The sequence below is a fragment of the Dietzia sp. CQ4 genome (assembly GCF_014145125.1).
GTDB classification, from domain to species: Bacteria; Actinomycetota; Actinomycetes; order Mycobacteriales; family Mycobacteriaceae; genus Dietzia; species Dietzia natronolimnaea.
The window spans coordinates 1-6,670 of sequence record NZ_JAALDZ010000080.1; the positions used below are offsets into that span (position 1 = coordinate 1).

The 6,670-nt window shown below is 71.4% G+C and carries 9 protein-coding genes; 3 read left to right on the forward strand and 6 right to left on the reverse strand.

Features of this window, described 5'->3' with window-relative positions:
* The 4 genes from G6031_RS05490 to G6031_RS19175 all read right to left on the reverse strand — a co-directional run.
* A partial coding sequence (locus G6031_RS05490) for a translation initiation factor IF-2 N-terminal domain-containing protein (protein ID WP_182652706.1) occupies nucleotides 1–258 on the reverse strand: 258 nt, incomplete at its 3' end.
* 166 nt (nucleotides 259–424) lie between these two features.
* On the reverse strand, nucleotides 425–727 hold the full coding sequence (locus G6031_RS05495; protein WP_182610233.1) for a YlxR family protein: 303 nt from the start codon (nucleotides 725–727) through the stop codon (nucleotides 425–427).
* 140 nt (nucleotides 728–867) lie between these two features.
* Nucleotides 868–1,854: a transcription termination factor NusA gene (gene nusA / locus G6031_RS05500; RefSeq protein WP_179525437.1), complete on the reverse strand. Its 987-nt coding sequence runs from the start codon at nucleotides 1,852–1,854 to the stop codon at nucleotides 868–870.
* Nucleotides 1,851–2,396: a ribosome maturation protein RimP gene (locus tag G6031_RS19175; protein WP_182640877.1), complete on the reverse strand. Its 546-nt coding sequence runs from the start codon at nucleotides 2,394–2,396 to the stop codon at nucleotides 1,851–1,853. Before G6031_RS19175 ends, nusA begins: the two co-directional genes overlap by 4 nt.
* A gap of 107 nt (nucleotides 2,397–2,503) precedes the next feature.
* Between G6031_RS19175 and G6031_RS19180 the strand changes: the two genes are divergently transcribed.
* Both G6031_RS19180 and G6031_RS05515 read left to right on the forward strand, forming a co-directional pair.
* A complete protein-coding gene (locus tag G6031_RS19180; RefSeq protein WP_182652707.1) occupies nucleotides 2,504–2,977 on the forward strand; it encodes a hypothetical protein in 474 nt (157 codons plus the stop codon).
* A complete protein-coding gene (locus tag G6031_RS05515; RefSeq protein ID WP_182640921.1) occupies nucleotides 2,974–3,378 on the forward strand; it encodes a DUF4439 domain-containing protein in 405 nt (134 codons plus the stop codon). The genes G6031_RS19180 and G6031_RS05515 overlap by 4 nt, the downstream gene beginning before the upstream one ends.
* Nucleotides 3,379–3,382: 4 nt before the next feature.
* On the opposite strand, the gene G6031_RS05520 is transcribed toward G6031_RS05515, so the two are convergent.
* Nucleotides 3,383–5,134, reverse strand: a complete 1,752-nt coding sequence (locus G6031_RS05520; protein WP_182652708.1) for a proline--tRNA ligase — start codon at nucleotides 5,132–5,134, stop codon at nucleotides 3,383–3,385.
* A gap of 58 nt (nucleotides 5,135–5,192) precedes the next feature.
* Here G6031_RS05520 and G6031_RS05525 point away from each other — a divergent pair, with 58 nt between their 5' ends.
* Complete coding sequence (locus tag G6031_RS05525; RefSeq protein WP_182640919.1) at nucleotides 5,193–5,942, forward strand: peroxide stress protein YaaA; 750 nt, start codon at nucleotides 5,193–5,195, stop codon at nucleotides 5,940–5,942.
* 91 nt (nucleotides 5,943–6,033) lie between these two features.
* On the opposite strand, the gene cobA is transcribed toward G6031_RS05525, so the two are convergent.
* Nucleotides 6,034–6,670, reverse strand: a 637-nt coding sequence (gene cobA, locus G6031_RS05530; RefSeq protein WP_182652709.1) for a uroporphyrinogen-III C-methyltransferase, incomplete at its 5' end; no start/stop codon positions are given.

Below are 6,670 nucleotides of genomic sequence, written 5' to 3' on the forward strand. Positions count from 1 at the left end.
TCGGGGGCCCGGGGCCGGCGTGGGCGCCGCGCCGGGCTTCAGCGCCGCGGGTCCACCGGAGCCGGGGCTCGACGGCGCGGAGTCGACTCCACCGTCGGACGGTGCGTGCGACGCACGGAGACGTCGGACCACCGGGGCCTCGAGGGTCGACGATGCGGATTTGACGAACTCTCCCTGATCGCGGAGTTTCGTCAGAAGTTCTTTACTGGTGATACCGAACTCTTTTGCCAGCTCGTGTACCCGGGGCTTGCCTGCCACTGCTCTCCTCACTGCGAGGTCTTCACGGCAGGGCTGGCCGCGCGACCTCGGTCTACATTCGATGGACGTTCATCGCTGGAACTTCACGGTGTGCTCATCGTGTCTGGTCCGTTCCTTCTCTTGTGCTCCCCCGGTCGGCCCATGCGGCCGACGGGTGGTCTCGTGCTCACGACGATAGCGTCTCGAGCACCTCCGAGATCGCATCCTGGGACACGTTCCCGGCGACCCGCAGGGACCTGGTGAAGGCCTTGCGGTCGAGTGCTGTCGCGATGCACCGCTCGTCACGGTGCACCCAGGCTCCCCGCCCGACCGCTCGCCGGTCGGGGTCCGGCGAGAGGGCTGACGCCCGCGGATCGTGAACGATCCGCAGTAACCGGGAATCGGAATCCCGGCGGCGACAGCCGACGCAGGTCCTCACCGGACCCGGCACCTCGGCCGGGCCCTTCTGCTGGTCGTGATGCACCCGCATGAGGCCGCCTCGGTTTCTCGCCGTCCCTCCCACGCGAGTGGGTGGACGTGAAGTCACTGTGACATCTGGTGAGTCTACAGGTCGTTGACTATCGACACTAACGGCGCGCCCGACCGCGTGGACCGCGACCGTGCCGGACGTCACTCCGCGTCGCTGTGGATGTCGATCCGCCACTGCGTCAGCCGGTGGGCCAGGCGGGCGTTCTGCCCCTCCTTGCCGATCGCCAACGAGAGCTGGTAATCGGGGACCACGACGCGCGCAGCCCTGGTCTCGGCGTCCGCGACGGTCACGGAGATGACCTTCGCCGGAGAGAGCGCGTTACCCACGAACACCGTGGGGTCCTCGTCGAAGTCGACGATGTCGATCTTCTCTCCGTTGAGTTCCGCCATCACCGCCCGGACCCGGGCGCCGTTCGGCCCGATGCAGGCGCCCTTGGCGTTGAGGCCCGACACCGTCGTCTCCACGGCGATCTTGGTCCGATGTCCGGCCTCGCGGGCGATCGCCGAGATCCGGACGGATCCGTCACCGATCTCCGGTACCTCCAGGGCGAAGAGTCCACGGACGAGATCGGGGTGGGTTCGCGACAGGGAGACGGAGGCACCGTGCGGCCCCTTGTGCACCCCCACGACGTGGCACTTGATGCGGTCGCCGTGCTGGTAGGTCTCGCCCGGGACCTGCTCGGCCGGTGCGATGGTGCCCTCGGTACCGCCGTTCTCGGGCCCGATGTGCACGACGACGATCCCCCGCGCGTTCGCACGGGAATCCGACTGGATGACCCCGCTGACCACCTCGCCCTCACGGGCGACCAGGTCGCCGTAGATCCGCTCGGTCTCGGCCTCGCGCAGGCGTTGCAGGATGATCTGCCGGGCCGTCGCCGCGGCCACCCGGCCGAAATCGGACGGGGTGGCGTCGAACTCGCCGATCCGATTGCCCTCGTCGTCGACCTCGGCCGCCATGACCGCGACGGTCCCGGCCTTCCGGTCGAGTTGGATCCGCGCGACGCGGTGCGCGTCATCGGTGCGCTTGTACGCGGTGAGCAGTGCGTTCTCCAGCGTCCGCACCAGGTCGTCCAGCGGGATCTCCCGCTCCTGGGACAACATGTTCAGCGCCGCCATGTCGATGTTCAACTGTCTTCTCCTTCTCGCACGCCACGTCCGGGGTCCGCGGGCTCCGACACGAGGGCGAGTTCGTCCTCCGGAGCGGGCCGGAACTCGACCCGGATCACAGCGCGTGCCACGTCGTCCAACGGTACCGAGTCCACACGCATCCCACGACCCGACCTGCAGACCAGACGTACGGTCCCCGACTCCTCGTCGAGGTCACCGATCCGCCCACGGGCGGGGCCGGTGACACCGTCGACGTAACTCACGTCTACCTGACGACCGCGCGCCCGCCTCCAGTGCCGGGGTGCCACGAGAGGCGCGTCCACGCCGCGGCTCGTCACCTCGAACGTCACGGCCCGGTCGGGTCCACCCCACTGCTCGGCGAGGGCGTCGAGGTCGGTGGACAGTCTCGCGAGATCGTCCAGTGTGACACCGGAGTCGCCGTCGACGACCACGGTCACGTGCCAGTCGGCGGCCCGTGAATCCTCCCGGATCTCCTCGAGTTCGAGTCCACGGTCGGAGACCGCTCTGCGGATATGGGCCCTGTCGGGCTCGGGGACGATCACGTTGCTCCTGGCGTCGCTGCTGGTGGGTGCCGATCCGGGTTGCGGACGGGCCGGATCACTGTACCGCCCCGGGTCCGGCGGCCGACGGGCCCTGGCAGGATGTCGGGGTGCCCGTTTCCTCCACCACCCCCGTGTCGCGCCGACGGTTCGTCGCGGTGACCGCGGTCGCCACCGGAGTGGCCGCCGCCGGGGGGTGCGCCCTACCCCTGGTCGACGACGAGCCGGATCCCCTGCTGCCGTTGGCCGCGGCCGCTGCCCGCGACGCCCGCGAGTTCGCCGCCGCGGATGCCTCTCACGGGGACGACGTCGCCCGTCTCCACCGGATCGCCGACGCCCGCCGCACGCACGCCGAGCGGCTCTCCGCCGAGATCGGACCCACCGATACCGGAGAGGCACCCTCGGACGGGGCCGAGACGGGGCCGCCCGCGATCTGCCCACCCATCGGGGAGGTCCGCACGCGACTGCGTGACGACGCCCGGCGAGCCGGGGAGGTCGCCGTGGCCTCGCGAGGTGAACGCGCCGCACTCGCGGCCGCGGTGTCGGCCGCCTGTACGACGGCGGTCGAGGTGGTGCTCGCATGACGACCCCACCCGGGCTGGCGTCCGAGGACGCCGCCGTCTTCGGCTACGGTCTCGTCCTGGCCGGCGCGGACAGCGGTATCCACGCCGCGGTCCGACGGGAGCTCGCCGCCCACCGTGCCCGACGGGATGCCGCGGAGGCCCTGTGGCCCGGCTCCCCTCCCGCGCCTGTCGGCTATCTGATGGCCCCCGACGCCCCGACCTCGCCCGTACTCCTGGCCATCCGGCTCGAGTCGGACTGCTGCGTGGCGTGGCGGACGGAGATCACGGCAGCGCGGTCGACGGAGATCCGGAGGTTCTGTCTCGACGCCCTCACGGCCGCCTCGATTCAGCTGGAGCGCTGGCGGACGCTGGTGCCGGGTGCGCCGTTCGAGGCGCTGCCCGGGTTCCCGCCCCCGTCCTGACGGACTAGCGTCCGGCCCCGACGAGCCGGATGATCTCGTCCGCGGCTCCGTCCACCGGTACCTGGGTGACCTCCCCGGTGGCGCGCTCGCGGAGCTCCACCGTCCCCTCCGACCACCCCCGACCCACGACCACGACCCACGGGACGCCGATCAGCTCGGCGTCCTTGAACTTCACACCCGGTGAGGCCTTGCGGTCGTCGAAGAGCACCTCGAGGCGGGCCCGATCGAGCGCCTCGACGAGCGTCGCGGCTCCGCTGGCCGCCGCCTCGTCCTTGTTGGCTATCACCACGTGGACGTCGGCCGGGGCCGCGGCCGCCGGCCACACCAGGCCCTTCTCGTCGGCGTACTGCTCGGCCAACACCGCGACGAGCCGGGACACCCCGATGCCGTAGGACCCCATCGTCACCCGGGCGGGCTTCCCGTTCTCGCCGAGGACGTCGAATCCGAAGGCGTCGGTGTACTTGCGGCCGAGCTGGAAGATGTGGCCGATCTCGATCCCACGCGCGAGGGTGAGCGTGCCGTGGCCGTCGGGGGCCTCGTCGCCCTCCCTGACCTCGGCTGCCTCGATCGTGCCGTCGGGGGTGAAGTCGCGGCCACAGACCAGGCCCACGACGTGTCTGCCCGGCTCGTCCGCCCCGGTGATCCAGGCTGTCCCCTCGACCACCCTGGGGTCCACCAGGTATCGGACCCCGCCCGCGAGCAGGGACCCGGGACCGATGTACCCCTTCACGAGGAACGGGTTGGCCGTGAAGTCGTCCTCGCCCAGCACGGCCACCTCGGCGGGCTCGAGCGCCGCCTCGACGCGCTTCATGTCGACCTCGCGGTCCCCGGGCAGCCCCACGCCCAGCAGCTCCCAGTCCTTGCCGGGCTCACGGACCTTGAACAACACGTTCTTGAGAGTGTCCGCCGCCGTGACCCGGCGCCCGAGGCCCGCTCCGTTGGCCCACTCGACCAGGGTCTCGATCGTCGGCGTCCCGGGGGTGTCGCGGACCACGGGCTCGGGGAGCCCCTCGAGCGGACGGGCGGGCGGTACCGGGGTCACCACGGCCTCGACGTTGGCCGCGTACTCCCCGTCCGTCGACCGGACGAAGGTGTCCTCCCCCGCCGCGGAGATCGCCAGGAACTCCTCGGACGCCGATCCGCCCATCGCGCCCGAGGTGGCGGCGCAGACCACGTACTCGATGCCCAGGCGGTCGAAGATGCGCTGGTAGGTCTCCCGGTGCACCTGGTACGAGCGCGCGAGACCGGCGTCGTCGAGGTCGAAGGAGTACGAGTCCTTCATGGTGAACTCGCGGCCCCGGAGGATCCCGGCACGGGGTCGCTCCTCGTCCCGGTACTTGGACTGGATCTGGTAGAGGGTGACGGGCAGGTCCTTGTACGAGGAGTACTCGCCCTGCACCGTGAGGGTGAACAGCTCCTCGTGGGTGGGGCCGAGGAGCATGTCGTTGCCCTTGCGGTCCTTGAGACGGAACAACGCCGATCCGTACTCGGTCCACCGGCCGGTCGTCTCGTAGGGCTCGCGGGGCAGGAGCGCGGGCAGGCTGATCTCCTGGGCCCCTGAGGCGTTCATCTCCTCGCGCACCACCTGCTCGATCCGCCGGAGGGTGCGCAGGCCGAGCGGGAGCCAGGAGTACACGCCGGGTGCGACGCGCCGGACATAGCCGGCACGGACCAGCAGTTTGTGGCTCAGGACCTCGGCATCGGCCGGGTCGTCGCGGAGCGTACGCAGGAAGAGGTGGGACAGACGCGTGATCACGGTGGTCAAGCGTAGCCGCCCGGGGACCCGCCACCGGAGCGACGGTAGCCTCAGCCGGGTGCGCATCCTCCTCTCGCCCTCCGAGACCAAGTCCGTCGGCGGGTCGGGCGACCCCCTCGATCTGGCCGCGCTGTCACTCCCGGCGCTCTCCGACACCCGGGAATCGGTGGCCGGAGCCCTGGTCGCGATGTGTGTCGACGACCCGGGGGGAGCGCGACGCGCGTTGGGCCTGAGCGACGCGCTCGCCGAGGAGGTGACGCACGACGCACGCCTGTGGTCCTCCCCCACCGCCCCGGCACTGAGCCGGTACACCGGGGTGCTCTACGACGCGTTGGACCAGTCCTCCTTCACCCGGGCCACCCGGTCGCGCGCCGAATCGCGGCTGTGGATCGGGTCGGCGCTGTTCGGCCTGCTCGCCGCCGCCGACCCCATCCCCCACTACCGACTCTCCGCGGGGACGCGGCTGCCCGGACTGGGAACGCTCCGCGCGGTCTGGAAGCCCTCGATCACCGACGCCACCGCGGGATGGGCCGACGACCTGGTGGTCGACCTCCGCTCGGACGGCTACCACCAGTTGGGGCCGGTCCCGGGGGCCGTCACCGTCGACGTCGTCACGGAGTACCCGGACGGCACCCGCAAGGTGGTGTCCCACTTCTCCAAGCACCACAAGGGGCTGCTCGCCAGGACGCTGGCGACCTCACGGGCGGAGATGGCGGACGTACAGGCGCTCCTGCGGGTGGCCCGCCGGGCGGGGCACACCCTCGAACACAGCTCGCCCTCCACCCTGACGATGGTGACCGGCCCCTGAGGGGGACGACGGCCCCTGAGGTCAGGATCCGGGCCCCCGAGGACAGGACCTGGGCCCCTGAGTAGAGGACCCGGGACCGCGAGGGCGGGATTCAGGCCCGGGTCAGCACCTGCGGGAGTCCGGCGACCTCGCCGACAACCACTATCGCCGGCGGCCGGACCCCGCGGTCGGTGAGCGTGGTGGCCATGGTGCCGACCGTGCACCGGTGGGTGACCTGACCGTCGAGGCTGCCGTCCACGATGATCGCGGCGGGGGTGTCCGGCGATCGGCCACCGGCCATGAGCGAGTCGGCGATGGCCGGGGAGTTCTTGACGCCCATCAGCACGACCAGCGTCCCCCGCATCCGGGCCAGGGCCTCCCAGTCGACGAGGGAGCCCGGGTGCCCCGGCGGGAGGTGACCCGAGACGATGGTGACCTCGTGGGTCATGCCGCGGTTGCTCACGGGGATCCCCGCGAGCGCGGGAACGCTGAGCGCGCTGGACACCCCGGGGACGACGGTGCAGGGGATCCCGGCCTCGGCGCAGGCGTGGGCCTCCTCGTATCCCCGCCCGTAGAGGAACGGGTCGCCGCCCTTGAGTCGGACGACGAACTTGCCCTCCCTCGCGCGGTCCACGAGGACCCGGTTGATGGCGTCCTGGGCCATCGAGCGCCCGTACGGGATCTTGGCCGCGTCGACGATCTCGACGTCCGAACGCAGCTCCCCCAGCGGCCGCTGCGGGGCGAGCCGG

Excerpts from the sequence above, each read along its gene's own strand:
- G6031_RS05495 (WP_182610233.1), bottom strand. The coding sequence starts at position 727 with ATGCGGGTGCATCACGACCAGCAGAAGGGCCCGGCCGAGGTGCCGGGT.
- G6031_RS05515 (WP_182640921.1), top strand. The coding sequence starts at position 2,974 with ATGACGACCCCACCCGGGCTGGCGTCCGAGGACGCCGCCGTCTTCGGC.